Here is a 23,109-nt window from a genome sequence, read left to right on the forward strand (position 1 = left end):
GCGATCACTCGGACCAACATCCCGCCGAATTGCGAACGTTCATTCTGCATTGCAGAACATCAGGGAGCATCGGGTGGTTCGTCAGGAGGTCGATGGCGGGGTGGCGGTGCTCACGCTCGCCAACCCGCCGGTCAACGCGCTGGGCGCCGCGCTGCGGGCGGCCCTCGACGAGGCCCTGACGCAGGTCATCGCGGACGTGTCGGTCCGCGCCGTCGTGCTGGCCGCCGAGGGCAAGGTGTTCGTCGGCGGCGCCGACATCGGCGAGTTCGGCAAGCCGCAGCGCCCGCCGAGCCTTCCCGACATCCTGGACCGGCTCGATGCCAGCCCGAAGCCCGTGGTGGCGGCGATCGGCGGCGCGGCCCTCGGCGGCGGCCTGGAGCTGGCGATGGCCTGCCACGGCCGCGTCGCGGCCCCGTCGGCCAGGATCGGCCTGCCGGAGATCAAGCTCGGGATCATCCCGGGCGCCGGGGGCACGCAGCGCCTGCCGCGCCTGATCGGGCCCGACGCCGCCTTCCCGATGATGCTCACCGGCGAGCCGGTTTCCGCCGAGAAGGCGGCGGCGCTCGGCATCGTCGATGCCGTGGTGCTGGGCGACCTCGTGGCGGAGGCCCGGTCCCGCGCCCTGGAACTCGCCGATGCGGGGACGCTGCCGCGGGTGCGCGACCGCTCCGACAAGCTCACGCCCGAGGCCCGGGAGCGGTTCGAGGCGCAGGCCACCGAGGCGGTGAAGCGCGATCCCGACGCCACCAACGTCCACGCCCTGGCGCGGGCGGTGCGCGCCGGCCTGGAGCAGGACTTCGATGCCGCGGTAGCGGTGGAGCGGGCCGAGTTCCGCGCCCTGGTGGAGGATCCGCGCTCGAAGGCCCTGCGCTACGCCTTCTTCGCCGAGCGCGAGGCCGCCCGGGTGCCCGGCCTGCCGAAGGACACGCCGCGCCGCCCCATCCGCACGGCCGCCGTGATCGGCGCCGGCACGATGGGTGGCGGTATCGCCATGTGCTTCGCCAATGCCGGCATCCCGGTGACGGTGATCGAGACTGAGGAGGGCGCCCTGACGCGCGGCCTCGACCGGGTGAAGGCGCTCTACGCCGGCTCGGCGAAGCGGGGCTCGATCACCGAGGCCCAGCGCGAGGAGCGGGTCGGCCGGATCACGGGCGCGATCGGTCTGGAGCACGCCAGGGAGGCCGACATCGTCGTCGAGGCGGCCTTCGAAGATATGGGCGTCAAGCGCGGGATCTTTTCCGAACTCGATCATATCGCCAAGCCCGGCGCGATCCTGGCCACCAACACCTCGTATCTCGACGTGAACGCCATCGCGGCGGTCACGAACCGGCCGCAGGACGTGCTCGGCCTGCACTTCTTCAGCCCGGCCAACGTCATGCGCCTCGTCGAGGTGGTCCGGGCCGAGAAGACCGCGCCGGAGGTGCTCGCCACCGCCCTCGACCTGGGCAAGCGCCTCAACAAGCTTCCGGTCGCGGTGGGGGTCTGCTTCGGCTTCGTGGGCAACCGCATGCTGGAGCGTCGCAGCCGGGCCGGCGAGCGCCTGCTGCTCGAGGGCGCGCTGCCCCACGAGGTCGACGCGGCGGTCACCGGCTTCGGCTTCCGGATGGGGCCCTTCGCCATGGGCGACCTCGCGGGGCTCGATATCGGCTGGCGCTCGCGCAAGGATTTCGGCGGGCGGGCCCCCGTCGCCGACTCGCTCGCCGAGCAGGGCCGGTTCGGCCAGAAGACCGGCCGCGGCTTCTACCTGTACCCGGACGGTGCCCGCACCGGCACGCGCGATCCCGAGGTCGAGGCGCTGATCGCGCGGGTCGCCGCCGAGCACGGCGTTGCTCGCCGCAGCTTCACGGCCGACGCGATCGTCGCGCGGCTGATGTACCCGATGGTCAACGAGGGCGCGCGGATCCTGGAGGAGGGCATCGCGGCCCGGCCCGGCGACATCGATACGATCTGGATCAACGGCTACAACTGGCCGGCCTGGCGCGGCGGCCCGATGCACTGGGCCGACACGGTGGGTCTCAAGACGATCGCCGAGGCGCTGACCCGCTTCGCGTCCGAGACCGGCGACGACAGCCAGGAGCCGGCGCCGCTCCTGAAGCGCCTCGCCGCCGAGGGCGGCAGCTTCGCCGATCTGAAGAACGCCTGAGCGGGAGGGAGATCATGACCGACGCGGTGATCGTCGCGACCGCCCGCACGCCCATCGGCAAGGCCCATCGCGGCGCCCTGAACCTCACCCGCGGCGCCGACCTCGCCGCCCACGCGATCCGCGGCGCCCTGGACCGGGCGCGCCTGGAGCCCGAGGCGGTCGAGGAGGTGGTCCTCGGCTGCGGCTATCCGGAGAACGCCACGGGCGGCAACGTCGCCCGCCACGCGGCCCTGGTCGCGGGGATCCCGGTCGAGTCGGCCGGCGTCACCGTCTCGCGCTTCTGCGCCTCGGGGCTGGAGGCGATCGCCAGCGCGGCCCGGCGGATCGTCCTCGACGGCGTGCCGGTGGCGGTGGCCGGCGGCGTTGAGTCGATCAGCCTCGTCCAGCCGAAGGTCCAGCGGGAGTTGACCCGCAACGCGTGGCTGGAGGCCCACCTGCCGGCGATCTACATGCCGATGATCGAGACCGCCGACATCGTGGCGGAACGCTACGGCATCTCCCGGGAGGCGCAGGACCGATTCGCACTGGAGAGCCAGCGCCGCACGGCCGAGGCCCAGGCGCGCGGCCTCTTCGACGACGAGATCGTCCCGATGAGCGCCGTGATGGCGGTGACCGACAAGGCCACCGGCGAGACCCGGGAGGTCGAGACCCGGCTCGCCAAGGACGAGGGTAACCGGCCGGACACCACCCTCGAAGGGCTCGCGAAGCTCAAACCCGTGCGCGGGGAGGGGGCCTTCATCACGGCGGGCAATGCCAGCCAGCTCTCGGACGGAGCCTCGGCCAGCGTGCTGATGTCGGCCGACGAGGCGGCGCGGCGGGGCCTGACGCCGCTCGGCACCTTCCGGGGCTTCGCCTCGGCGGGCTGCGGCCCGGACGAGATGGGCATCGGCCCGGTCTTCGCGGTGCCGCGGCTCCTGGAGCGGCAGGGCCTGCGCGTCTCCGACATCGACCTGTGGGAGCTGAACGAGGCCTTCGCGTCCCAGTCGGTCTACTGCCGCGACAGGCTCGGGATCGACCCTTCGAGGGTCAACGTCAACGGCGGCGCCATCGCGGTCGGCCACCCGTTCGGCATGTCGGGGGCCCGACTCGTGGGCCACGCGCTGCTGGAGGGCCGCCGCCGCGGCGCGCGCTACGCCGTGGTGACCATGTGCGTCGCCGGCGGCCAGGGCTGCGCCGGCCTGTTCGAGATCGGAGGCTGACGATGGATCTCCGCTTCACGTCCGAAGAGATCGCGTTCCGCGACGAGGTCCGCACCTTCTGCCGGACGGAGATCCCCGCCGAGATCCGCAGGAAGGTCTCGGAGGGGCGCAGCCTCACCAAGGACGATTACGTCACGAGCCAGCGGATCCTCAACGCCAAGGGCTGGGCGGTGCCGCACTGGCCGCAGGAATGGGGCGGCCGGGATTGGACCCCGATCCAGCGCTACATCTACACCGAGGAGCTGTTCCAGGCGGCCGTGCCGCTGCCGCAGCAGTTCAACTGCTACATGTTCGGCCCGGTGCTGGCGACCTTCGGCCGGCAGGACCAGAAGGAACGCTTCCTGCCGCGCGCCGCCAATCTCGACGATTGGTGGTGCCAGGGCTTCTCGGAGCCCGGCGCCGGCTCGGACCTCGCCTCGCTCAAGACCAAGGCGGTGCGCGACGGCGACCACTACGTCGTGGACGGCCAGAAGACCTGGACGACGCTCGGCCAGCACGCCGACTGGATCTTCTGCCTGGTGCGCACCGACTTCGAGGCCAAGAAGCAGCGCGGCATCTCCTTCCTTCTCATCGACATGACGACGCCCGGGATCACCGTGCGGCCGATCCTGACGTTGGAGGGCCGGCACGAGGTCAACGAGGTCTTCTTCGACGCCGTGCGCGTGCCCGTCGAGAACCTCGTGGGCGAGGAGAACCGGGGCTGGGACTACGCGAAATTCCTGCTCGCCAACGAGCGCACCGGCATCGCCCGGATCGGGCTCACCAAGGAGCGGATCGCCCGGATCAAGCGGCTGGCCCGCGAGATGCCGGCCGGGTCCGGGACGATGTGGGACGATCCCGCCTTCCGCGGTCGCGTCGCGGAGGTCGAGGTCGAGCTGAAGGCCCTGGAGATCACCCAGATGCGGGTGGCGGCCAAGCAGGGCCGGGCGGATTCGGTGGAGCCGGACCCCGCCTCGTCGCTCCTCAAGATCCGCGGCTCGCAGCTCCAGCAGGCGGCGACCGAGCTGCTCGTCGAGCTCGCCGGGCCCTTCGCCCTCGCGGCGCCCGCGCGCGGGGCAGGGGCCAACAACCTGCCCGGCGGCTTCGACTGGGTCGACGCCGCCGCGCCGAGCTACTTCAACAACCGCAAGGTCTCGATCTACGGCGGCTCGAACGAGATCCAGCACAACGTCATCGCCAAGGGCATTCTGGGTTTGTGAGTCAGCGCCTCGTTCCAACCTCTCCCTCGTCCTGCGGGGCTGCGCGGCAGCCTCGCGAGAGGGCTCCAGGGATCGCGGCGACTCCCGGAGGCCTCCTTCGAGGCCTTCGCTGCGCTCCGGCACCTCAGGATGAGGGGATCTGGTGGGACGGACCAGTGCCGGGCGCCCCCGACGATATCCGCGAGGGAACACCATGGATTTCGACCTGAACGAGGACCAGTCGCTCCTGCGCGACAGCGTCGAGCGGCTCGCCGCCGACCTCTACCCCTCGCTGGAGAGCCGGCAGGCGCGGCTCAAGGCGCCCCTCGGCTTCCCCGAGGAGGGCTGGACGGCCTTCGCCGAGCTCGGCGTCGCCGGCCTGCCCTTCTCCGAGGAGGAGGGCGGCCTCGGCGGCGGCCCGGTCGAGACCATGCTGGTCATGGAGGCGGTCGGCCGCAACCTCGTGGTCGAACCCCTGCTCGCGAGCCTCGTGCTGGGCTCGACGGCCCTCCGGCTCGGCGGCAGCGCCGCGCAGAAGGCGCGCCTCGTCCCAGGACTCGTCGCCGGCGACCTGCGCCTGACCCTCGCCCACACCGAGCGCCAGTCCCGCTACGACATCGCCGACGTGGCCACCGCGGCCCGGCGCAGCGGCGACGGGTTCGTGCTGAGCGGGGCCAAGAGCGTCGTGCCCAACGCCGACGCGGCCGGCCTGATGGTGGTCTCCGCCCGCGTCTCGGGCGAGCGGCGCGATCCCCGCGGACTCGGCCTGTTCCTGGTCCCGACGGACGCCGCCGGCGTCGCCGTCGAGGCCTATCCGACCCAGGACGGCGGCCGGGCCGCGGAGGTGTCCTTCTCGGAAGTGCAGGTCCCCGCCGACGCGGCGCTCGGCGATCCGGAGGACGGCCTGCCGCTCCTGGAGCGGGTGGTGGAGCACGGCATCGCGGCGCTCGCCGCCGAGGCGGTCGGCTCCATGGACGCGCTCCACAAGCTCACGGTCGAGTACCTCAAGACCCGCAAGCAGTTCGGCGTCAGCGTCGGCTCGTTCCAGGCCCTGCAGCACCGGGCCGTGGACATGCTGATCCAGCTGGAACAGGCGCGCTCGATGGCGCTCTACGCCGCCATGATGGTGGACACGCCGGACGCGCGGGCGCGGGCCGCGGCCCTGTCGGCCGTAAAGGTGCAGATCAACAAGGCCTGCCGCTACGTCGGCCAGGAGGCGGTCCAGCTCCACGGCGGCATCGGCATGACGCTCGAGTATGTCGGCGCCCACCACTTCAAGCGGCTCGCCATGATCGAGTACCAGCTCGGCGACACCGCCCACCACCTGCGCCGGATCACGCAGGACGAGAACGGGCTGCTGGCGGCCTGAGGACCGCGACGCGGCCTCGACGAAGGAGACTTCCGGCGCCCCGGGACGAGGGCGCCGGGATGACCGGGATCAGTTGAACAGCGAGCCGACCCCGCCCTGCACGCGGCCGAGGCCGGCCCGCGCGACGGTGTTGTTGGGGTCGATCGTCGAGGCGCGCTGGTAGTTCTCCATCGCCTCCTTGCGCTGGCCCTGCTTCTCGTAGGCGAGGCCCCGATAGGCCCAGGACGTGGCGTCCTTGGCGTTCACGTTCAGCGCGGCATTGTAGTCTTCGATCGCCTTCGCGTACTGGTTGGTCGCGATCAGGCTCTGGCCGCGGGCCGCGTAGGGCGCGGCCACGAACGGGTCGCGGTCGATGGCGGCGTCGAAATCGGCGATCGCCTGGGTGTCCTGGCCCTGCTTCTGCTTCACGAGGCCGCGGGCGTGATAGGCCTGCGCGGATTCGGGGCTCAGGCGGATCGCGACGTTGAGGTCGTTCAGAGCCTGGTCGAGGTTGCCCTGGGCGCGCTCGACGTTGGCGCGGCCGATATAGGCCGGCCCGTAATTCGGATCGATCCCGATCGCCTTGGAGAAGTCCTGCAGTGCCGGGCCGTCGCGGCCGATCTGGCGGTTCGCGAGGGCGCGGTTGTTGTAGGCGGAGGCGGAGTTCGGATCGAGCTGGATCGCCTTGGTGAAGTCGGCGATGGCGTCGTTGAACTGGCCGGCGCGGGCGTAGGCGGCGCCGCGGGTGTTGTAGGCCGCCGCGTCGTTCGGGTTGCGCTGCACCACCTCGGTCAGGGACGCGATGTTGACGTTCGTGGCGCCGGTCGTGTCCTTCTCCAAGACCGCGTATTGCCGCGGGCCGGCCGCGCTGCCGACGGTCTCGCAGCCCGCGAGGCCGGCGGCCGAGACCAAGGCCGCGCCGATCAGTGCCGTCTTCCGTCCCAGCCGGATGCGTACGTTCATCGCCCCACTCTCCCCGAGGCGTCGCCCGCTCCGCGCGTGCCCGCCCCGCCCCTCACAGTCCAAGAGCCCGCGCCCTGCGCCGGGCACACCCGAAGTCGGGGCACCGTCGCGCATCACGGTGAAGGCCGGCTTAAGAAGCGCCGCGTCGTGCCCCGGCCCCCGCCCGGTCCCGGCGGGACCGAGGCAGTGCGGGCGGACGCGATCGACAGCATTCGGAACCGACCACGGTTCCGTGGAAGCGGCGGGATGTGGCGAAGGTATGGCTCGACCGTCGCGCGGGGCCGCGGACGGCCCTCCGGCGGTCATGCGGCGGCGCTTGTGTGCCTTCGAAGCCTCAGGAACCGGTCGGGCCGGCCCCGAGGCGGGTGACGTGACCCATCTTGCGGCCGGGGCGCGCTTCGCCCTTGCCGTAGAGGTGCAGGTGGGCGCCGGGCTCGGCCAGCAGGGCGTGCCAGTCGTCGGCCTGGGCGCCGATCAGGTTGCGCATCTCGACGGGGAGGCCGCCGACCCGGCCCGGATCGCCCAGCGGCCAGCCGCAGACGGCCCGGACGTGCTGGGCGAACTGCGAGGTCAGCGCCCCCTCGCTGGTCCAGTGGCCGGAATTGTGGACCCGGGGCGCGATCTCGTTGACCACGAGCCGCTCAGCCCCGTCCTCGCGGACGAGGAACATCTCGACGGCCAGCACGCCGACGTAGTCGAGGGCGTCGGCGATCCGCCGGGCGATCTCGACGGCGGCGCGGCCCGTCTCGGCGGACACGCCGGGCGCCGGCACCCGGGTCAGCGCCAGGATGTGGTCGCGGTGTTCGTTCTCGCAGAGGTCGTAGGCCGCGAAGCTGCCGTCGCGCCCGCGCGCGCCGACCACCGAGACCTCGCGCTCGAACGGCACGAAGCCCTCCAGGATCAGCGGCGCGCCGCCGAACTCGGCGAACAGGGCGTTGCGGTCGCCCTCGGCCCGCTCGCGGAGCATGCGCTGCCCCTTGCCGTCGTAGCCGAAGCGGCGGGTCTTGAGCACGGCCGGCAGGCCGATCACCTCGATCGCCCGGTCGAGGTCGTCGGGGGTGTCCACCGCCCGGAACGGCGCCGTCGGGATGCCCAGGCCGTTGATGAACTCCTTCTCGGAGAGGCGGTCCTGCGTGGTCGAGAGCGCCCGCGCGTTCGGGTGCAGGGCGGCGTGCCGGGCCAGCACGTCGGCGGTGGCGTGCGGGATGTTCTCGAACTCGTAGGTCACGACGTCGACGCTGCGGGCGAAATCCGCCAGCGCCGCGGCGTCGTCGTAGGCCGCGCAGGTGGTCCGGGCGGCCACGTCGAAGGCGGGGCTGTCCGCGTCGGGCGCGTAGACATGCGCCTTGAGGCCGTAATCGGCCGCCGCGAGCGCGATCATGCGCCCGAGCTGGCCCCCGCCGACGATGCCGAGGGTGAAGCCGGGGCCGAGGATCTTGTCCGTCACGCGTTCTCTTCCGTCACCGGCCGTTCGGCCACCGAGGCGCTCTGGGCCGCGCGCCACGCCTCCAGGCGCTCCGCCAAGCCCGGGTCGGTCAGCGCCAGGACCGCCGCGGCGAGCAGGGCCGCGTTGACGGCCCCAGCCCGGCCGATCGCCAGGGTCCCCACCGGGATGCCGGCCGGCATCTGGACGATGGAGAGCAGGCTGTCCTGGCCAGACAGGGCCTTCGATTCGACCGGCACGCCGAAGACCGGCAGGCGGGTCATCGCGGCCGCCATGCCGGGCAGGTGCGCGGCGCCGCCCGCGCCCGCGATCACGACCTTGAGACCGGCCGCGACCGCGCCCTTGGCAAAGGCCACGAGCCGGTCCGGCGTGCGGTGGGCCGACACGATGCGCGCGTCGTACGGCACGCCGAGCGCGTCGAGCGTCTCGGCGGCATGACGCATGGTCGCCCAGTCGGACTGGCTGCCCATGATGATCGCGACCGGAGGAGGCGACGCCATCGTTGATCCCGGCAAAAGAGGGCGCTTACAGGCGGTGCGGGCCGGCGGCAAGGCGGGGCCCGAGGGCGTCCACCGGCATCAGGCGATGATGTCCGGCGTGAGCGCGTCCTCGATGTGGAAGATGCGGTCGCGCAGCGTGAGCTTGCGCTTCTTCAGGCGCTGGATCTGGAGCTGGTCCCCGGCGACGCTGCGCTCCAGCGCCTCGATGGCGCTGTCCAGATCCCGGTGCTCCTCGCGCAGCCGCGCCAGCTCGCCCAGGAGATCCGACTGCGCACCCTCACCCGCCTCGTCCGCCATCGTCACCTGAGAACCCGAAGACCGTTCGTCGCCCGAGAGCATGCGTCACGCTCCGGCGCCGGACAAGGCGGCGCGGTAAGCAATCATCAGACTTAGCAGCAGAAAACGCTTCGACAGGTCCGACATCCTGTGCCAATCTCGGTGTGTCGAAACGATGACAGGAGATTCGACTCATGTCGCTGCAGACGCATCTGAACCAACTCGCCCGGAAGCACGAAGCCCTCGAGCGCGAGATTCAGGAAGCGATCCACAGACCTTCGGCGAACGACCTCCACATTGCCGAGCTGAAGCGACGGAAACTCCTCCTCAAGGACGAGATCAACAAGCTCCAGGCGGGCAACGACACGTTGCACTGACGCCTGACACGTCCGATCCGATAGCGAATCCGAGCTGACGACCGCCGCACCGGGCGCCCCGGTGCGGCGGTTTTCTCATGGCGGGCCTCGCGCCGCAGCCGGGCGCGGCCTTCTCGCCCGGGACCACTCCCGCGCGCCCGAGAATGGGCTACTCTGCGGGCCGCCGCCGGAGAGCGGCCCGTGAGGAAACGCCGAACCGATGACGAGAGCCAGCCTGCCGGGCCGCTACCCGGAGATCTACGAATCGGCCCGCCGCGACCCCGAGGCGTTCTGGCTCGGCGCCGCGCGGGCCCTCGACTGGGCGCGGTCGCCGGAACGGGCCTTCGCGCCGGATTCCGGCCCCTACGGCCGATGGTTCCCGGACGGCACCCTGAACGCCTGCCACAACGCGGTGGACCGTCACGCCGACGGCGCCCGGGTGGATCAGGTGGCGATCCGCTACGACTCGCCCGTCACCGGGACCAAGCGCAGCATCACCTACCGGGTCCTGCGCGACGAGGTGGCGGTGCTGGCCGCCGTGCTCGCCGATCTCGGCGTCGGCAAGGGCGACCGGGTGATCCTGTACATGCCGATGGTGCCCGAGGCCCTGTTCGGCATGCTGGCCTGCGCGCGGCTCGGCGCGGTCCACTCGGTGGTGTTCGGCGGCTTCGCCGCCAAGGAGCTGGCGGTGCGGATCGAGGACGCGGCGCCGAAGGTGGTGCTCGCCGCCTCCTGCGGGATCGAGCCGAACCGCGTGGTCGCCTACAAGCCGCTCCTCGACGCGGCGATCGCGGCCTCGCGGCACAAGCCGGAGGCCTGCCTGATCCTCCAGCGCCCGCAGGGGCCCGCGACCCTCGTCGCGGGACGGGATCGCGACTGGGCCGAGACCGTCGCGGCGGCCCGGGCGGCGGGGCGGCATGCGGACTGCGTGCCGGTCGCCGCCACCGACCCGCTCTACATCCTCTACACCTCCGGCACGACCGGGAAGCCGAAGGGCGTCGTCCGCGACACCGGCGGCTACCTCGTCGCCCTGGCTTGGTCGATGCCGAACCTCTACGGCGTCCAGCCCGGTGAGACTTACTTCTGCGCCTCCGACATCGGCTGGGTGGTGGGCCACTCCTACATCGTCTACGCGCCGCTCCTGCACGGCTGCACCACGGTGCTGTACGAGGGAAAACCCGTCGGCACGCCCGATGCCGGCGCCTTCTGGCGGGTGGTCGCCGAGTACGGGGTGGTCTGCCTGTTCACCGCGCCGACGGCGCTGCGGGCGATCAAGAAGGAGGACTCGAAGGGCGCCCGGATCGCCGCGTACGACCTCTCGGCCTTCCGCAGCCTGTTCCTGGCGGGCGAGCGCGCCGATCCCGACTCGGTCGCCTGGGCCGAGCGCGTGCTGGACCGGCCGGTCGTCGACCATTGGTGGCAGACCGAGACCGGCTGGCCGATCGCCGGCAACCCGATGGGCCTCGGCCTCCTGCCGGTGAAGCACGGCAGCACCTGCGTGCCGATGCCGGGCTACCGGGTCGAAGTCCTGGACGAGGGCGGCAGGCCGGTTCCGGCGGGGACCATGGGCACCATCGCGATCCGCCTGCCGCTCCCGCCCGGCTGCCTCCCGACCCTGTGGGGCTCGGACGACCGGATGCGGTCGAGCTACCTCGCCACCTTCCCGGGCTACTACGACACGTCGGATGCCGGGGTGATCGACGGGGACGGCTACATCACGGTCCTGGGACGGACCGACGACATCATCAACGTCGCGGGCCACCGCCTGTCCACCGGCGGCATGGAGGCGGTGCTGGCGAGCCACCCGGACGTGGCGGAGTGCGCGGTCATCGGCATCCGCGACGCGCTGAAGGGCGAGGTCCCTTGCGGGTTCGTGGTGCTCAAGGCCGGCGTCGCCCGGCCGACCGAGACGATCGAGCGGGAACTCGTCGCGAAGGTGCGGGACGAGATCGGCCCGGTAGCGGCGTTCAAGCTGGCGCTCACCGTGCCGCGGCTGCCCAAGACCCGGTCGGGCAAGATCCTGCGGGCGACCATGAAGCGCATCGCGGACCACGAGCCCTGGACGATGCCGGCGACGATCGACGACGCGGCCGCCCTCGACGAGATCGGAGACAGTCTGAAGGACCGGGGGATCGGCGCGGCCCGGTAGGCCGCCGGGCCGCGCCGACGGAGCGTCGAGGGCTGCGGCTCGCCTCAGTCCGCGTCGGCGCCGTCGTCGTCGGGGTCGACATCGACCGTCGGCGCCGGCCGCGTCACGGCGGGCACGTAGGCACCCGAGGCGGGACCGGTGGTGACCGAGGCCGGCACACGCCGCGCGTTCGGCTCGGACGGGATCAGAGTCGCGGTGGCGGCCACGAGGCCGGCGAGGGACCGGACGTCGTCCGGCTGACTTGGATCGCGCGAGATCAGCGTCGCCTCCTGCTTGAGGCGCAGGTTGCAGGCCTGCGAGGGCAATCCCCCCTCCGGCGTGCAGGCGTCGTGACGCGCGCAGGCCGCGTCGAGGGCGTCGATCGGCGGGAGGGGCGCGTTGTTGCCCGGCCCGCAGTAATTGCCGTGGATCAGCATCTTGGGTCCGCCGAAGGCGGCCGGCTGGGCCTGCGCCGCGCCCGCGAGGGCGGCGCAGCCGGCGGCCAGGACGAGCGGGACGGCGAGTTTGGTGAGCATCATCTGGACCTCGGGCGATCTCGCCCCCTCAGGCGGTTCGCGTCGATTGCCGCGATGCGGCGACAGGCCAGGAAACGGGCGGTCACATCCGCAAGTTCCCGCATCGCCTGCCCGCAGAGGTGCTCTGCCGCACCGCACTGGCCGCCGCGCCCGTCCTGGGCCAGAGTGGCCCTTCCACCAGGAGTTGCCGATGACCGCTCGCCTGTTCGAACCGCTGACGCTCGACGCGCTCACGCTCGAGAACCGTATCCTCGTCGCGCCGATGTGCCAGTACTCGGCGCGGGACGGCGAGGCGACCGACTGGCACATGATGCACCTCGGTCAGCTCGCCATGTCGGGGGCGGGCCTGCTGACCCTGGAGGCCACCGCGGTCTCTCCGGAGGCGCGGATCACCGCCTGGGATCTCGGCCTCTACAACGACGGCTGCGAGCGGGCGCTGGGTCGGGTGCTCGACGCCGTGCGCGAGTACGCGCCGATCCCGGTCTGCATCCAGATCGCCCATGCCGGGCGCAAGGCCTCGAGCGAGGCGCCCTGGGCCGGCGGCCAGCAGATTCCGCCGGAGCACGCCTACGGCTGGCGCACCGAGGCGCCCTCGGCGGTCGCCCACGGCGAGGGCGAGGTCCCGCCCCACGCCCTCGACGCCGCCGACCTGAAGCGCGTCCGCGACGCGTTCGTGGCCACCGCCAAGCGGGCCGTGCGCCTCGGCATCGAGGCGGTGGAGCTGCACGGCGCCCACGGCTATCTGCTGCACCAGTTCCTGTCGCCGATCGCCAACAAGCGGACGGACGCGTACGGCGGCAGCCTCGCGAACCGCATGCGCTTCCCCCTCGAGGTCTACGACGCGGTGCGCGATGTCGTGCCCGCCGGCAGCCCGGTCTGGCTGCGGGTCTCGGCCACCGACTGGGTCGAGGACGGCTGGGACCTGGACGAGACCATCGAGCTGGCCCAGGCGCTCAAGCGGGCCGGGTCGCCGGCGCTCCACGTCTCCACGGGCGGCGTCTCGCCGAAGCAGGCGATCAAGCTCGGGCCGGGCTACCAAGTGCCCTACGCCGAGCGGATCAAGGCGGAGACCGGCCTCACCACGATCGCGGTGGGGCTGATCACCGAGGCGCACCAAGCGGAGACGATCCTGCAGGAGGGCAAGGCGGACGCGATCTCGCTCGCCCGCGCCATGCTGTACGATCCGCGCTGGCCCTGGCACGCGGCGGCCGAGCTCGGCGCCCGGGTGCGCGCGCCCAGGCAGTACTGGCGCTCGCAGCCGCGGGAGTACAAGGACCTGTTCAAGGACACGGCCTTCGGCCAGCGCTGAGGGCGGCCGCCGCGCCTGGAACGGCCGGCGGCGGACGAGCCGCGGCGGGTGCTCCGTCGCCGGCCGACCGCACCGTCGTTCCGAGGGCCGCGGGCGAGCCCGCGATGGCGGTGCGGGCGTCGTCTGAGCCAGCCTGATCGCGGGATCGGGATCGAGGGCCAACCCGCCGCAGTCACGCAAGCCCGGAACCGCCCCTCAGCGCGGCAGAGCCCCGACCAGAGGCCCGAGCGGCCGGCTGATGTCCGAGCGGCCGAGATTCGGCGCGTAGAGGCTGGAGACCGAGCCGTCGAGGAACAGGGCGTTGCGGCAGCCGAGATCGTCGCGGAACAGCCGCGCGAAGGCCCCGAAGGTCACCGGGCGCTCGGAGATCGCGAAGATCGCCACATGCCCGTCGCCGGGCACGCCGACGCCGTTGCGGATCTTCTGGCTCGGCCCGTCGGCGGCGATCTTCGGGTGGATCTGGCCGTCGATCACCAGCATCGGCCCGGACTGCGTGGCGAAATCCGGCCGGATCTTCGCCCGCAGATAGCGGGCCGTGTCGACCACCCCGGCGCGCTCACCCTTCACCCAGAAGATGCCGTTGGGCTTCAGGTGGAAGTTGCCCGGCCCGTCGGTCGTGGAGACGCGCTTCAGCTCGTGCCCGTCCTCGACGTAGAGGCCGACCGGCGCCTGGTCCTTGTCGTACATCCCGGCGTTCATCGCGAAGGCGAGGCGGCCGCCCTGCTTCTCGGCGAGGGTGCCGAGGGCGCCGTAGGGCTTGCCGTCGTCCTGGAGCCAGAACAGCCGCAGCCGCTGCTTCCGGAGGTCGATGGTGCAGACCGTGAAGGTCTCACCCTGGGCCTCGACCGCCCGGCAGGGCTCGGCGGCGGCCGGAGAGGCCGCCCGGGCCGGGGCCGCGAGGGCGAGCAGCACGATCAACAAGGCGTGAGCCGGGCGCAGCATCATCATTCGTTCCATGCCGATCGGAAGACGCGATTCGGGGACGGCGAAGCTCGATCGGCGCGCCCTTCGCTCCGGAAAGCGGCGAATTTCGTGCCCGAGGGCGCCGGGATGAAGCTGGATGGGTCCGAATGGGTCCGAATGGGTCCGGATGCGTCTCGCGGCCGCGCCGCGGGCGGGGCTGGACCGTTTTCCCGATTCGGGCGTTCTTAGCCGCAGAGGGCGTGTTTCCACGGAGATGACGTGATGAAGGGTGCAGTGCTCGGCTCGGCCCTGCTGGCGGCGGGTGCTCTGGCCTTGGCGCCGGCCAGCGCGGACGCGCGCGGATTCGGCGGCGGCGGCTTCCACGGCGGCGGCTTCGGCGGCGGCTTCCACGGTGGCGGTTTCGGCGGCGGCTTCCGGGGCGGCGGGTTCGGGGGATTCCGCAACGGCGGCTTCGGTGGCGGCTTCCGCGGTGTCGGTTTCCGTCCGGGCGGCTTCGGCTACGGCCGCGGCTTCTACGGGCGGGGTTACGGCTGGCGCGGCGGCTACGGCTATCGCGGCGGCTACGGCTACGGACTCGGCGGCCTGGGCCTCGGCGTCGGGCTCGGCCTCGCGGCCGGCAGCCTCTACGGCGGCTACGGATACGGCTACCCAGGCTACGGCTACGGTGGCTACTACGCCCCGGCGGCCTACGATTACGGCTACGGCGGCGGCTGCTACACGGTCCCGCGGGTGCGCTGGACGCCCTACGGCTACCGCCGGGTGCTGGTCGAGCGCTGCTACTGAGCGTCGATCGACCGCCAAAAAGAACGGGACAGGCCGCCTCCGGGCGGCCTTTTCCTTTCCTGTTCCTTGCGTGACCCGCCGCATCGTTGGACAGCTCTGCCTGGGACGCTGATACTGGTATTGGGCGGCGGGAGGCGGTGATGAGTTCAGCAACCGGGCAGGGGCCCACGGGCGTGGACGCGGTCGAGATCCGCGACGCCAGCCTCTCCGCCTTCTACCGATCGATGACGCCGCCGGAGCGGCACACCTTCTGGGCCTGCGCCGCCGGCTGGTGCCTCGACGGCATGGACTTCATGATCTACCCGCTGGTGATCGGGACGATCATGGCTCTGTGGCACGTCGATGCCGGCACGGCCGGGCTCGCCGCCACGGTGACGCTGCTGGCCTCGGCGCTCGGCGGCTGGCTCGCGGGCTTCGTCGCCGACCGGATCGGCCGGGTGCTGACCCTGCAGATCACGATCCTCTGGTTCTCGCTGTTCTCCCTGCTCTGCGCCTTCGTGCAGAACTTCGAGCAGCTCCTCATCGCGCGGGCGCTGCTCGGCCTCGGCTTCGGCGGCGAGTGGGCGGCCGGCGCGGTGCTGATCGGCGAGACGATCCGGGCCGAGTATCGCGGCCGGGCGGTGGGCTCCGTCCAGTCCGGCTGGGCGATCGGCTGGGGCCTCGCGGTCCTGTCGCAGGCGGTGCTGTTCTCGGTCCTGCCGCCCGAGACCGCGTGGCGCTGGATGTTCGCGGTGGGCGCCCTGCCGGCGCTGCTGGTCTTCTACCTGCGCCGCTACGTGAAGGAGCCGGAGGTCGCCGCCGAATCCCGCGCGCGGGCCGCCGCCACGGGCGACCGGCCGCAGATCTGGGAGATCTTCTCCGGCCCGATCCTCAAGACGACGCTGCTCGCCTCGCTGGCGGCGGCGGGCTGCCAGGGCGGCTACTACGCGATCACCACCTGGGTGCCGCGCTTCCTCACCACCGAGCGCCACCTGTCGATCGTGTCGTCAACCGGCTACCTCGCGGCCCTGATCATCGGCTCGTTCACCGGCTACCTCGTGGGCGCGTGGCTCGCCGACCGGCTCGGGCGGCGGCCGCTGTTCCTGATCTTCTCGCTGGGCGCCATCGCGGTGATCGTCGCCTACACGCAGATCCCGCTCTCGAACGGGGTGCTGTGGGTGCTGGGCTTCCCGCTGGGCTTCTTCGCCTCCGGCTACTTCTCCGGCATGGGCGCCTTCCTGACCGAACTGTACCCGACCCGCCTGCGCGGCTCGGGGCAGGGGTTCTGCTACAATTTCGGCCGCGGCATCGGCGCGCTGTTCCCCGCGCTGGTCGGCTACCTCGCGGAGCGCGCCGGCCTCGCCTCCGCCATCGCGATCTTCGCGGCCGTGGCCTACGGGATCTTCTTCCTGGCGGCCTTCGCGCTGCCCGAGACGCGCGGCAAGGTCCTCCACGCGGATTCCTGATCATGCCCGAGATCCGAGACTGCCCCGCCCCGGACCCGCATTCGGAAGGCCCGACCCGCTACGCCGTGCCGGACGGCGCGGTCGACACGCACGCCCACGTCATCGGCCTGCCGCCGGCCTACCCGCTGGTGGCGGACCGGAGCTACACGCCCCCGGCGGCGCCGGCCGATCAGTACCTCGCGATGCTCGACGGGACCGGCATGGCCAACGGCGTGCTGATCCAGGTCAGCGTGCACGGCACCGACAACCGGCTAATGGTCGAGACGCTGCGCGCCCACCGGCAACGCCTGCGCGGCGTCGCGGTGATCCCGCTCGGCCTGCCCGACACGGAGCTCGCCGCGCTCAAGGAGGCCGGCGTCGTCGGCCTGCGCCTCAATGTCCTGTTCGGCGGCGGGGTCGGGCTCGACGCGGTCGAATCCTACGGGGCGCTCGCCCGCGAGATGGGCTGGCACCTCCAGTTCCTGCTCGATGCCCGCGATCTGCCGCCGATCGCCGGCCGCCTGTCGCGGCTGCCGGTGCCGCTGGTCTTCGACCATATGGGCCACATGCCGACCTCGGCGGGGGTGGACCATCCGGGCTTCCGGGCGCTGCTCGGCCTCGTCGGCGACGGGAACTGGGTCAAGCTCTCGGGCGCGTTCCGGGATTCCGTGACCGGGCCGCCCTACGCGGACACGATCCCCTTCGCCCGGGCGCTCAACGACGCCGCGCCGGAACGTTGCCTCTGGGGCTCGGACTGGCCGCACGTGGCCGCCTGGGACGGGCCGCCGCGGACGACGGCGCTCCTCGACCTGATGGCGGACTGGGTGCCGGACGCGGACAGGCGCCGGATGGTGTTCGTCGACAACCCGCGGCGGCTTTACGGCTTCGCGTAGGGGCCGGCGTTCGAGAAGCTCCGTAGAGCCCGCTGTCCTCGCGAGCGCAGCGAAGCGATCCAGGGTCGCGCGAGGCCCGGAAAGCGGGGGCGGCGTTTCCGTCAGACCCGCCGGTCGACGCTCAGCCCCTGTCCGGAGGGGGCCGGCGGGCCGGCGCTCGCCGCCTGGGCGGCGCTGTCCGCCACGAGGCCGGCGACCGCCTTGTCGGCCGAGAGCTGCTGCTTGGCGACGGCGATGCCGATCTGCTGGCTCTGGGACGAACCCAGCATCTGGACGGCGGCTGCGGCGATCGAATCCATGACGCCGACCCTAGACCTCCGATCTGAATCCGGCGTTACCCGGATCCGGCGCCTTCGACCGGTCGCGCTCACCCGTCCAGGAAGCCCCGCTGCCGCGCCCGGTAGCCGCTGATCGCCGTGACGCACAGGAACGACACGCCGGCGAGGCACGTCCCGAACACCGCGATCGGCCACCAGTGGCCCTGAAAGCGCTCGGCCAGCACCGTGCCGACGATCGGGGTGAGACCGCCGGCGAGGGCGCCGCAGAACTGGTAGGCGATGGAGATCGCCGTGTAGCGCACCCGCGTCGGGAAGGCGCCCGCGAGGTAGCCGGCGATCACCGCGTAGAAGGTCGCGCTGCCGATGACGTTGAGGGCGAGGCCCAGCACGATCAGCGGCACCGACTTGGTCTCGACCAGCCAGAACAGCGGGTAGGGGGCCAGCATCGCCCAGACCAGCGTCCCCTGGAGGAACAGCCGCTCGTTGCGGATCACCTCCGCGATCCGGGCGCCCACCGGGGTCATCACCAGCTGGACCACGGCGGCGATCAGCAGGGCGTCGAGGATCGTCGCCCGCGCGATGCCGAGATACTGCGTGGTGAACGCGATCATGAAGGTGTTGAACAGGTAGACCGAGGCGATCGCGAAGGTGTTGGCGCCTGCCGCCAGCAGGACCGGCTTGAGGTAGGCCGTCAGCACCTCGCGCACGGGGGCCGGCGGCGGTCCGCCCGCGGCGCGGGCCTTCTCGAAGGCCGGCGATTCCGCGACCCCGAGGCGGATCGCCAGCCCCACGAACAGCAGCAGGATGCTCACCAGGAACGGCACCCGCCAGCCCCAGGTCAGGAAGCTCTCCTTGTCGAGCAGGCCCGCGAGGCGGAAGGCCAGCAGCGACAGGATCTGCCCGGCCGGGCTGCCGAGCTGCGCGAAGGAGGCGAAGAAGGTGTTGCGCCCGGCCGGCGCGTGCTCGGCGGCCATCAGCACGGCCCCGCCCCACTCGCCGCCGACCGCGAGCCCCTGGATCAGCCGCAGGACCACCAGCATCACCGGCGCCCACAGGCCGACCGAGGCGTAGGTCGGCAGAAGCCCGATGCACGAGGTGGCGATGCCCATCATCACGAGCGTCGCGACCAGGGCGCGCTTGCGCCCGAACCGGTCGCCGAGATGCCCGAAGATCAGGCCGCCGAGCGGCCGGGCCAGGAAGCCTACCGCGAAGGTGCCGAAGGCCGAGAGCGTGGCGATGTAGGGCGATTCCGCCGTGAAGAAGAGCGGCCCGAACACCAGGGCCGCCGCCGTGCCGTAGATGAAGAAGTCGTACCACTCGATCGTGGTGCCCACGAAGGCCGCCAGCGCCGCGCGCGCCGACTGGTTCTGTCCGGGCCCGGCGGCCGGGGCGGCTGTGGTGACGGCCATCGATCCTCGCGCGTAACGGTATTTTGAATTCACGGTTACGCGGCGAAGGCCCCCGTCGCAAGGAACCGCACCGTCTGCGCGATCACGGTCGGATGGTTCATCATCAGGGCGTGGCTGACGGGCCGGACCAGATGCCCGTGCAGGCCCGGGATCCCGGTGCGGGCGACGCTCACCCGCCCGTCGTTCGGCCGGGGCAGCATCAGCCAGCCGACCGGATCGATGCTGCGCGTGCCGGCGATGACGCCGATCGGGTAGTCCGGATCGGGCCAGACCGGCACCGTCGCGGTCCCGAGCGACAGCGCGGCCGGCCCGAGCAGGCGGCGATAGAGCCCGACATGCCGCAGCCGGTCCGCGATCTCGCTGCCGCGGTTGGGCGGTCCGAGCATGACGAGGCGGCCGAGCCGGTCCGGCCGCGCATCCGCGATCAGGCTCCGCGCGAGGAGACCGCCCATCGAGTGCCCGACGAAATGCACGGCGCCCGCCGTCGCGCCGGCGATCGCGGCGACCTGCGGGCGGAGCGTCGCCGTCAGGGTGGGCAGGTCGTGCCGGGTCGAGGGATAGTCGAGCGCGAACACCCGGTAGCCCTCCGCCGTCAGGGCCGAGCGCATCCGGGCGAGCGAGGCGGCTCTTCGCCCCAGACCGTGCAGGAGGACGACGCTGTCGCTCGGCATGGGATCGGCGCGGTCAGAAGCTCGGCGGCGTGCAGGCGCTCACCACCTCACAGGGATTGGGCCCGACGCAGCGGAACCGGTGCGGGCGGCGGCTGTCGAAGCTGTAGGCGTCGCCGGGGCCGAGGATCCGGCGCTCGGCATCCACCGTCACCTCCAGGCGCCCGGAGAGCACGATCCCGCCCTCCTCGCCCTCGTGCGAGAGCGGCACCCGGCCGGTATCGGCGCCGGGCTCGTAGCGCTCCTTGAGGATCTGGAGCTTGCGCCCGAACAGGCTGTCGCCGACCTGCCGGTACGAGATCGCCCCCTTGGCGGCCCGGCGGCCGATCTCCGTGAGCTCCTCGGCGGCGAAGAACGCCTTGCGCTCCGGCTCGGGCTCCAGGGCGAAGAACTCGGCCATGCCGATCGGCACGCCGTCGAGGATCCGCTTCAGGGCGCCCACCGACGGGTTCACCCGGTTCGCCTCGATCAGCGAGATCGCGGAATTGGTCACCCCGGCGCGCTTGGCGAGCGTCCGCTGCGACAGGCCGTGGCGGGCCCGAACGAAGCGCAGGCGCGCGCCGACATCGATGCTCATCCGGCTCAGGCCCGTTTCAGGTGTTGCGGATCCCGCAACGGTGCCACCCGCGGCCCCGATCCTGCAAGGGGTTGGCGGCGACCAGAAAAGGACTTGTTGCCCGATCGGCGAAGGTGTCCCCTGGTCCCGCCGCCCGATCCGCGCCGCCTGCCCCGGAGAACCGCCCCATGACCGACCATCCGCTCCGCAACACGCCCGCGATGGACGCCTTCTGGATGCCGTTCACGGCCAACCGCCAGTTCAAGGCGGCGCCGCGCCTGCTCGTGTCGGCCGAGGGCATGCACTACACCGCCGACGACGGCCGCAAGGTCCTCGACGGCTCCGCGGGCCTCTGGTGCGTCAATGCCGGCCACGGGCGGCGGGGCATCGCGGCGGCCGTGGAGCGCCAGCTCGCGACCCTCGACTTCGCCCCGACCTTCCAGATGGGCCACCCCATCGCGTTCGAGTTTGCCGAGCGGCTGGCCGAGATCGCCCCGGGCGGCCCCGGCAAGCGCCTCGACCGGGTGTTCTTCACCAATTCCGGCTCGGAATCGGTCGACACCGCCCTCAAGATCGCGCTCGCCTACCAGCGGGCGATCGGGCAGGGGACCCGCACCCGGCTGATCGGCCGCGAGCGCGGCTACCACGGCGTCGGCTTCGGCGGCCTGTCGGTCGGCGGCATCGTGTCGAACCGGCGGGTCTTCCCGCAGCTCAACGGCACCGACCACCTGCGCCACACCCACGATCCGGCCCGCAACGCCTTCGTGAAGGGCCAGCCCGAGCACGGCGCGGAGCTCGCCGAGGATCTGGAGCGGCTGGTGGCGCTCCACGGGGCCGAGACCATCGCGGCCTGCATCGTGGAGCCGGTGGCGGGCTCCACGGGCGTGCTGATCCCGCCGAAGGGCTACCTCGAGCGCCTGCGCGAGATCTGCACGAAGCACGGCATCCTGCTGATCTTCGACGAGGTCATCTCGGGTTTCGGCCGCCTCGGCGCGCCCTTCGCGACCGACTTCTTCGGCGTCGTCCCCGACCTCGTGACCAGCGCCAAGGGCCTGACCAACGGCACGGTGCCGATGGGCGCGGTCTTCGCGAGCCGCGCGGTCCACGACGCGCTGATGCAGGGCCCGGACGGGATCGAGCTGTTCCACGGCTACACCTATTCCGGGCACCCGATCGCCTGCGCGGCCGGCCTCGCGACGCTCGACATCTACCGGGAGGAGGGGCTCCTCACCCGCGTCGCCGACATCGCCGACGACTGGGCGGCGGCGATGCACGACCTGCGCGGGCGCAAGAACGTCGTCGACATCCGCACCATCGGGCTCGTCGCCGGCATCGAGCTGGCGCCGCGGCCGGACGCGGTGGGCAAGCGCGCCTACGAGGTGTTCGTGGACTGCTTCGAGCGCGGCCTGCTCACCCGCGTGACCGGCGACATCATCGCGCTGTCGCCGCCGCTGATCATCGAGCGCGGCCAGATCGGCGAGATCGTCGAGATCCTCGGCGCGGCGATCGACCGGGTCGCCTGAGAGCCCCTCCGTCCTCGCGAGCGGAGCGAAGCAATCCAGGGTCGCGTCGCTGCGCTCGCGATGACGGGAGAGGTCTCGCGAGGACACAACCCTTGCGCGGCGCACAGGCGTCCCCGCTGCCCGGCGGGGTTGTCGCAGCACCGCCTGTGCCCATCTGCCCCGGACCCGGATTTGGGCCGGGCGCGAGGGTTTCCATGTCGAACACCGCCCTGATCGTCGGCGCCAGCGGGATCGTCGGCAGCGCCACCGCGGCGCTGCTCCACCAGGAGGGCTGGCGGGTCGCGGGCCTCGCGCGCCGTCCGGTGGCCCAGGCGGGCGTCGAGCCGGTGGCCGGCGACCTGCAGGACCCGGCCTCGCTGGAGAAGGCGCTGGCCGACCTCGCTCCGACCCACGTGTTCCTCGCGACTTGGCAGCGGCGCCCCACCGAGGCGGAGATGATCCGCGTCAACCGCGCGATGGTCGAGAACCTGCTGGACGCGCTCCGCCCGAAGGGGAGCGTCCGCCACGTCGCCCTGGTGACCGGGCTCAAGCACTATCTCGGCCCGTTCGAGGCCTACGGCAAAGGCAAGCTCCCGCAGACGCCATTCCGCGAGGACCAGGGCCGCCTCGACATCGAGAATTTCTACTACGCCCAGGAGGATGCCGTCTTCGCGGCCGCCGCCCGCGACGGCTTCACCTGGAGCGTCCACCGCCCGCACACGATCATCGGCAAGGCGGTGGGCAACGCCATGAACATGGGCACGACGCTCGCCTGCTACGCCACCCTGTGCCGGGAGCTGGGGCGCCCGTTCCTCTTCCCGGGCTCGGCCGCGCAGTGGAACGGGCTCACCGACATGACCGACGCGCGGCTTCTCGCCCGCCAGCTGCTCTGGGCGTCCACGGAGCCGAGGGCCGCCAACGAGGCGTTCAACGTCGTCGACGGCGACGTCTTCCGCTGGAGCTGGATGTGGGGCCGGATCGCCGCCTGGTTCGGGATCGAGGCGGTGCCGTTCGACGGCACGCACCGGCCGCTCGAGCCGCGGATGGCGCAGGACGGCCCGGCCTGGGCGGAGATCGCGCAGCGCTACGGGCTGGCCGAGCCGAACCTCGAGAAGCTGGCTTCCCCCTGGCACACGGACGCCGATCTCGGCCGGCCGATCGAGGTCGTCACCGACATGAGCAAGAGCCGCCGCCTTGGCTTCACGGCCTATCAGCCGACGGACGACGCATTCTACGACCTGTTCGCCCAGCTCCGGGCGGACCGGCTGATCCCCTGACGGAGAACACCACGG

22 protein-coding genes are annotated in these 23,109 nt (G+C 72.1%); 12 read left to right on the forward strand and 10 right to left on the reverse strand.

Annotated elements, in window-relative coordinates; genetic code table 11:
* Window positions 1-73 precede the first annotated feature (73 nt).
* The 4 genes from J3A75_RS09235 to J3A75_RS09250 all read left to right on the forward strand — a co-directional run bounded on the left by J3A75_RS09235 (window position 74) and on the right by J3A75_RS09250 (window position 5,889).
* Window positions 74-2,143 carry a 3-hydroxyacyl-CoA dehydrogenase NAD-binding domain-containing protein gene (locus J3A75_RS09235; protein ID WP_209650055.1) on the forward strand — a complete coding sequence of 690 codons (2,070 nt, stop codon included), beginning with the start codon at window positions 74-76 and terminating at the stop codon, window positions 2,141-2,143.
* Window positions 2,144-2,157: 14 nt separating this feature from the next.
* Entirely contained in the window at window positions 2,158-3,342 is a 1,185-nt protein-coding gene (locus tag J3A75_RS09240) for an acetyl-CoA C-acyltransferase (RefSeq protein ID WP_209650057.1), read from the forward strand.
* A gap of 2 nt (window positions 3,343-3,344) precedes the next feature.
* Window positions 3,345-4,541, forward strand: a complete 1,197-nt coding sequence (locus J3A75_RS09245) for an acyl-CoA dehydrogenase family protein (RefSeq protein WP_029359931.1) — start codon at window positions 3,345-3,347, stop codon at window positions 4,539-4,541.
* 193 nt (window positions 4,542-4,734) lie between these two features.
* A complete protein-coding gene (locus tag J3A75_RS09250) occupies window positions 4,735-5,889 on the forward strand; it encodes an acyl-CoA dehydrogenase family protein (protein ID WP_059408710.1) in 1,155 nt (384 codons plus the stop codon).
* Window positions 5,890-5,958: 69 nt separating this feature from the next.
* Here J3A75_RS09250 and J3A75_RS09255 read toward each other — a convergent pair whose 3' ends face one another.
* The 4 genes from J3A75_RS09255 to J3A75_RS09270 form a co-directional block, all read right to left on the reverse strand.
* Window positions 5,959-6,831 carry a tetratricopeptide repeat protein gene (locus tag J3A75_RS09255; RefSeq protein WP_012318064.1) on the reverse strand — a complete coding sequence of 291 codons (873 nt, stop codon included), beginning with the start codon at window positions 6,829-6,831 and terminating at the stop codon, window positions 5,959-5,961.
* Window positions 6,832-7,165: 334 nt separating this feature from the next.
* Window positions 7,166-8,278: a 5-(carboxyamino)imidazole ribonucleotide synthase gene (locus J3A75_RS09260; protein ID WP_012318065.1), complete on the reverse strand. Its 1,113-nt coding sequence runs from the start codon at window positions 8,276-8,278 to the stop codon at window positions 7,166-7,168.
* Window positions 8,275-8,775 (reverse strand): 5-(carboxyamino)imidazole ribonucleotide mutase, encoded by a 501-nt coding sequence (gene purE / locus J3A75_RS09265; RefSeq protein ID WP_012318066.1) that lies wholly within the window; start codon window positions 8,773-8,775, stop codon window positions 8,275-8,277. Before purE ends, J3A75_RS09260 begins: the two co-directional genes overlap by 4 nt.
* A 78-nt stretch (window positions 8,776-8,853) precedes the next feature.
* Entirely contained in the window at window positions 8,854-9,114 is a 261-nt protein-coding gene (locus J3A75_RS09270) for a YdcH family protein (protein ID WP_012318067.1), read from the reverse strand.
* Window positions 9,115-9,245: 131 nt separating this feature from the next.
* On the opposite strand from J3A75_RS09270, the gene J3A75_RS09275 reads away from it, so the two are divergent.
* Complete coding sequence (locus J3A75_RS09275) at window positions 9,246-9,428, forward strand: YdcH family protein (RefSeq protein ID WP_012318068.1); 183 nt, start codon at window positions 9,246-9,248, stop codon at window positions 9,426-9,428.
* Window positions 9,429-9,627: 199 nt separating this feature from the next.
* A complete protein-coding gene (locus tag J3A75_RS09280; RefSeq protein ID WP_209650059.1) occupies window positions 9,628-11,556 on the forward strand; it encodes a propionyl-CoA synthetase in 1,929 nt (642 codons plus the stop codon).
* A gap of 44 nt (window positions 11,557-11,600) precedes the next feature.
* Here J3A75_RS09280 and J3A75_RS09285 read toward each other — a convergent pair whose 3' ends face one another.
* Window positions 11,601-12,074 carry a hypothetical protein gene (locus J3A75_RS09285; RefSeq protein ID WP_012318070.1) on the reverse strand — a complete coding sequence of 158 codons (474 nt, stop codon included), beginning with the start codon at window positions 12,072-12,074 and terminating at the stop codon, window positions 11,601-11,603.
* Between the two features lie 187 nt (window positions 12,075-12,261).
* Between J3A75_RS09285 and J3A75_RS09290 the strand changes: the two genes are divergently transcribed.
* Window positions 12,262-13,380 (forward strand): NADH:flavin oxidoreductase/NADH oxidase, encoded by a 1,119-nt coding sequence (locus J3A75_RS09290; protein WP_029359928.1) that lies wholly within the window; start codon window positions 12,262-12,264, stop codon window positions 13,378-13,380.
* A 195-nt stretch (window positions 13,381-13,575) separates the two neighbouring features.
* Here the strand turns inward: J3A75_RS09290 and J3A75_RS09295 are convergent, their stop codons facing one another.
* Complete coding sequence (locus tag J3A75_RS09295; protein ID WP_373866328.1) at window positions 13,576-14,328, reverse strand: phosphodiester glycosidase family protein; 753 nt, start codon at window positions 14,326-14,328, stop codon at window positions 13,576-13,578.
* A gap of 237 nt (window positions 14,329-14,565) precedes the next feature.
* On the opposite strand from J3A75_RS09295, the gene J3A75_RS09300 reads away from it, so the two are divergent.
* From J3A75_RS09300 to J3A75_RS09310, 3 genes are all read left to right on the forward strand, one after another.
* Window positions 14,566-15,087: a hypothetical protein gene (locus J3A75_RS09300; RefSeq protein ID WP_012318073.1), complete on the forward strand. Its 522-nt coding sequence runs from the start codon at window positions 14,566-14,568 to the stop codon at window positions 15,085-15,087.
* A 140-nt stretch (window positions 15,088-15,227) separates the two neighbouring features.
* Window positions 15,228-16,532 carry an MFS transporter gene (locus J3A75_RS09305; RefSeq protein WP_012318074.1) on the forward strand — a complete coding sequence of 435 codons (1,305 nt, stop codon included), beginning with the start codon at window positions 15,228-15,230 and terminating at the stop codon, window positions 16,530-16,532.
* 2 nt (window positions 16,533-16,534) lie between these two features.
* The gene (locus tag J3A75_RS09310) at window positions 16,535-17,404 is read left to right on the forward strand and encodes an amidohydrolase family protein (RefSeq protein WP_209650061.1); all 870 of its coding nucleotides are present in this window, start codon (window positions 16,535-16,537) and stop codon (window positions 17,402-17,404) included.
* A 101-nt stretch (window positions 17,405-17,505) separates the two neighbouring features.
* Here J3A75_RS09310 and J3A75_RS09315 read toward each other — a convergent pair whose 3' ends face one another.
* From J3A75_RS09315 to J3A75_RS09330, 4 genes are all read right to left on the reverse strand, one after another.
* Window positions 17,506-17,703, reverse strand: coding sequence for a hypothetical protein (locus J3A75_RS09315; RefSeq protein ID WP_029359925.1), 198 nt, complete (start codon window positions 17,701-17,703; stop codon window positions 17,506-17,508).
* Between the two features lie 68 nt (window positions 17,704-17,771).
* Window positions 17,772-19,091, reverse strand: a complete 1,320-nt coding sequence (locus J3A75_RS09320) for an MFS transporter (protein WP_029359924.1) — start codon at window positions 19,089-19,091, stop codon at window positions 17,772-17,774.
* A 35-nt stretch (window positions 19,092-19,126) separates the two neighbouring features.
* Window positions 19,127-19,762, reverse strand: coding sequence for an alpha/beta fold hydrolase (locus tag J3A75_RS09325; protein WP_029359923.1), 636 nt, complete (start codon window positions 19,760-19,762; stop codon window positions 19,127-19,129).
* Window positions 19,763-19,775: 13 nt separating this feature from the next.
* Complete coding sequence (locus tag J3A75_RS09330) at window positions 19,776-20,336, reverse strand: cupin domain-containing protein (protein WP_012318079.1); 561 nt, start codon at window positions 20,334-20,336, stop codon at window positions 19,776-19,778.
* A gap of 167 nt (window positions 20,337-20,503) precedes the next feature.
* Here J3A75_RS09330 and J3A75_RS09335 point away from each other — a divergent pair, with 167 nt between their 5' ends.
* Window positions 20,504-21,838 carry an aspartate aminotransferase family protein gene (locus J3A75_RS09335; RefSeq protein ID WP_053620888.1) on the forward strand — a complete coding sequence of 445 codons (1,335 nt, stop codon included), beginning with the start codon at window positions 20,504-20,506 and terminating at the stop codon, window positions 21,836-21,838.
* Window positions 21,839-22,032: 194 nt separating this feature from the next.
* Window positions 22,033-23,094: an SDR family oxidoreductase gene (locus tag J3A75_RS09340; RefSeq protein WP_053620887.1), complete on the forward strand. Its 1,062-nt coding sequence runs from the start codon at window positions 22,033-22,035 to the stop codon at window positions 23,092-23,094.
* Window positions 23,095-23,109 lie beyond the last annotated feature (15 nt).

The organism is Methylobacterium sp. PvP105 (genome assembly GCF_017876975.1).
Lineage (GTDB): Bacteria > Pseudomonadota > Alphaproteobacteria > Rhizobiales > Beijerinckiaceae > Methylobacterium > Methylobacterium radiotolerans.

What these genes read in the sequence shown, in the direction of transcription:
- J3A75_RS09250 (WP_059408710.1), top strand. Translation starts at nt 4,735, where the DNA reads ATGGATTTCGACCTGAACGAGGACCAGTCGCTCCTGCGCGACAGCGTC.
- J3A75_RS09340 (WP_053620887.1), top strand. Translation starts at nt 22,033, where the DNA reads ATGTCGAACACCGCCCTGATCGTCGGCGCCAGCGGGATCGTCGGCAGC.
- purE (WP_012318066.1), bottom strand. Translation starts at nt 8,775, where the DNA reads ATGGCGTCGCCTCCTCCGGTCGCGATCATCATGGGCAGCCAGTCCGAC.
- J3A75_RS09245 (WP_029359931.1), top strand. Translation starts at nt 3,345, where the DNA reads ATGGATCTCCGCTTCACGTCCGAAGAGATCGCGTTCCGCGACGAGGTC.
- J3A75_RS09285 (WP_012318070.1), bottom strand. Translation starts at nt 12,074, where the DNA reads ATGATGCTCACCAAACTCGCCGTCCCGCTCGTCCTGGCCGCCGGCTGC.
- J3A75_RS09315 (WP_029359925.1), bottom strand. Translation starts at nt 17,703, where the DNA reads ATGGATTCGATCGCCGCAGCCGCCGTCCAGATGCTGGGTTCGTCCCAG.
- J3A75_RS09275 (WP_012318068.1), top strand. Translation starts at nt 9,246, where the DNA reads ATGTCGCTGCAGACGCATCTGAACCAACTCGCCCGGAAGCACGAAGCC.
- J3A75_RS09325 (WP_029359923.1), bottom strand. Translation starts at nt 19,762, where the DNA reads ATGCCGAGCGACAGCGTCGTCCTCCTGCACGGTCTGGGGCGAAGAGCC.
- J3A75_RS09280 (WP_209650059.1), top strand. Translation starts at nt 9,628, where the DNA reads ATGACGAGAGCCAGCCTGCCGGGCCGCTACCCGGAGATCTACGAATCG.
- J3A75_RS09270 (WP_012318067.1), bottom strand. Translation starts at nt 9,114, where the DNA reads ATGCTCTCGGGCGACGAACGGTCTTCGGGTTCTCAGGTGACGATGGCG.
- J3A75_RS09310 (WP_209650061.1), top strand. Translation starts at nt 16,535, where the DNA reads ATGCCCGAGATCCGAGACTGCCCCGCCCCGGACCCGCATTCGGAAGGC.
- J3A75_RS09305 (WP_012318074.1), top strand. Translation starts at nt 15,228, where the DNA reads ATGAGTTCAGCAACCGGGCAGGGGCCCACGGGCGTGGACGCGGTCGAG.
- J3A75_RS09290 (WP_029359928.1), top strand. Translation starts at nt 12,262, where the DNA reads ATGACCGCTCGCCTGTTCGAACCGCTGACGCTCGACGCGCTCACGCTC.
- J3A75_RS09330 (WP_012318079.1), bottom strand. Translation starts at nt 20,336, where the DNA reads ATGAGCATCGATGTCGGCGCGCGCCTGCGCTTCGTTCGGGCCCGCCAC.
- J3A75_RS09300 (WP_012318073.1), top strand. Translation starts at nt 14,566, where the DNA reads ATGAAGGGTGCAGTGCTCGGCTCGGCCCTGCTGGCGGCGGGTGCTCTG.
- J3A75_RS09295 (WP_373866328.1), bottom strand. Translation starts at nt 14,328, where the DNA reads ATGATGATGCTGCGCCCGGCTCACGCCTTGTTGATCGTGCTGCTCGCC.
- J3A75_RS09240 (WP_209650057.1), top strand. Translation starts at nt 2,158, where the DNA reads ATGACCGACGCGGTGATCGTCGCGACCGCCCGCACGCCCATCGGCAAG.
- J3A75_RS09335 (WP_053620888.1), top strand. Translation starts at nt 20,504, where the DNA reads ATGACCGACCATCCGCTCCGCAACACGCCCGCGATGGACGCCTTCTGG.
- J3A75_RS09320 (WP_029359924.1), bottom strand. Translation starts at nt 19,091, where the DNA reads ATGGCCGTCACCACAGCCGCCCCGGCCGCCGGGCCCGGACAGAACCAG.
- J3A75_RS09255 (WP_012318064.1), bottom strand. Translation starts at nt 6,831, where the DNA reads ATGAACGTACGCATCCGGCTGGGACGGAAGACGGCACTGATCGGCGCG.